The sequence below is a fragment of the Nocardiopsis halotolerans DSM 44410 genome (assembly GCF_000341065.1).
Taxonomy (GTDB): Bacteria; Actinomycetota; Actinomycetes; order Streptosporangiales; family Streptosporangiaceae; genus Nocardiopsis; species Nocardiopsis halotolerans.
Genome location: NZ_ANAX01000141.1, coordinates 1 through 1479 on the forward strand (window position 1 = coordinate 1; position 1479 = coordinate 1479).

Annotated in this window: 2 protein-coding genes (1 of these 2 only partly in view); one reads left to right on the plus strand and one right to left on the minus strand. The window is 72.1% G+C overall.

Annotation, left to right across the window (positions count from 1 at the left end; translation table 11 throughout):
- On the plus strand, nt 1–933 hold a 933-nt coding region (locus D455_RS0110405), incomplete at its 5' end, for an aminotransferase class I/II-fold pyridoxal phosphate-dependent enzyme (protein ID WP_017570664.1).
- Between the two features lie 49 nt (nt 934–982).
- On the opposite strand, the gene D455_RS0110410 is transcribed toward D455_RS0110405, so the two are convergent.
- Nucleotides 983–1479, minus strand: the 3' portion of a protein-coding gene (locus tag D455_RS0110410) for an APC family permease (RefSeq protein WP_017570665.1). Its footprint extends 925 nt past the window's final position; the window shows 497 of its 1422 coding nt (coding positions 926–1422); its start codon lies off the right edge, out of view — the gene reads right to left on this strand; its stop codon occupies nt 983–985.

Genomic DNA, 1479 nt, shown 5'->3' on the forward strand with positions numbered 1-1479 from the left:
GACCTGGACCCGGACACCGAGGTCTACGTCACCGTCGGCGCCACCGCGGGGATCGCCGCGGCGATGCTCGCCCTGGTGGAACGCGGAGACGAGGTGATCGTCTTCGAGCCGATGTACGACTCCTACGCCGCCATGATCACGCTGGCGGGCGGGGTGCGCCGCCCGGTGACGCTGCGCCCGGACCCGGTGACCGGACGGTTCGGCTTCGACCCCGAGGAACTGCGCGCCGCCGTGGGGCCGCGTACCCGGATGATCCTGGTGAACACGCCGCACAACCCCACGGGGACCGTGTTCACCGCCGAGGAGTTGGAGCAGATCGCGCGGGTGTGCCGTGAGCACGACCTGATCGCGTTCACCGACGAGGTGTACGAGTTCCTCACCTTCGACGGGAAACCGCACGTGCCGCTGGCCACCCTGCCGGGCATGCGCGAGCGGACGCTGTCGGTGTCGTCGGCGGGCAAGATGTTCGCCGTGACCGGGTGGAAGACCGGCTGGGTGATGGGGCCGGAGCCGCTGGTCGGCGCGGTGCGCACGGTGAACCAGTTCCTGACCTTCTCCGCGAACGGCGCCCTGCAACTGGCGGTCGCCGACGCCATCGAGAACGAGGGGGAGTGGGTCGCCGCACAGCGGGCCTCCCTCCAGGCCAAGCGGGACCGGCTGGCGGAGGGGTTGGCCAGCACCGGTTTCGACGTGGACGTGTGCGAGGGCGCGTACTTCGTGATGGCCGACATCCGCCCGCTCGGGTACGCCGACGGGGTGGAGGTGGCCCGGGCGCTCCCGAGGGAGGCCGGGGTGGCGGCGGTGCCCGCGCAGGTGTTCTACGACCGTGAGGAGGAGGGCGCGCACCTGCTCCGGTTCGCGTTCTGCAAGAGGGACGAGGTGCTGGACGAGGCGGTCACCCGCCTCACCCACTGGCACAAGCGCGAGCGGTAGGGGCTCCCCGCCTCTCCGTGCCCGGGTGCGCGGCGGCGGGGAGCGTCCGTCAGGTCCCCGCCGCCCTGTGGGAGCGGGTGTCCATCGCCTCGACCAGGCGCCGTTCGGTGGCGGGCCCCGCGGGGATCCGGGGCAGACGCCACATCAGGGCGGCACCGGCCACCCACCACACGAGCGCCATCAGCCACTCGTGGGGCCAGCTCAGCGCCGCGGGCATGCCGGGCAGGTAGAGCAGGAACAGCCCCAGGGACAGTACGAGGGCCACCACGCCGACGGGGACGCCCGCCGGAACGGTGAAGGGCCGCTCCATGTCGGGTTCGCGGCGGCGCAGCACGAGGAAGCTGATCACCACGGTGACGAAGGCGACCACGATGTTCAGGCCGCCCGCGTTGACCAGCCAGCCCAGCATCGGTTCGCCGAAGAACGGGGACACCAGCGAGAGCGCGCCGACGAACAGGACGGCGTTGGACGGGGTGTGGAAGCGCGGGTGCAGGCGGCCGAACCAGGCGGGGAGCATCCGTGAGGCGGCCATGGCGTAGAGGAGGC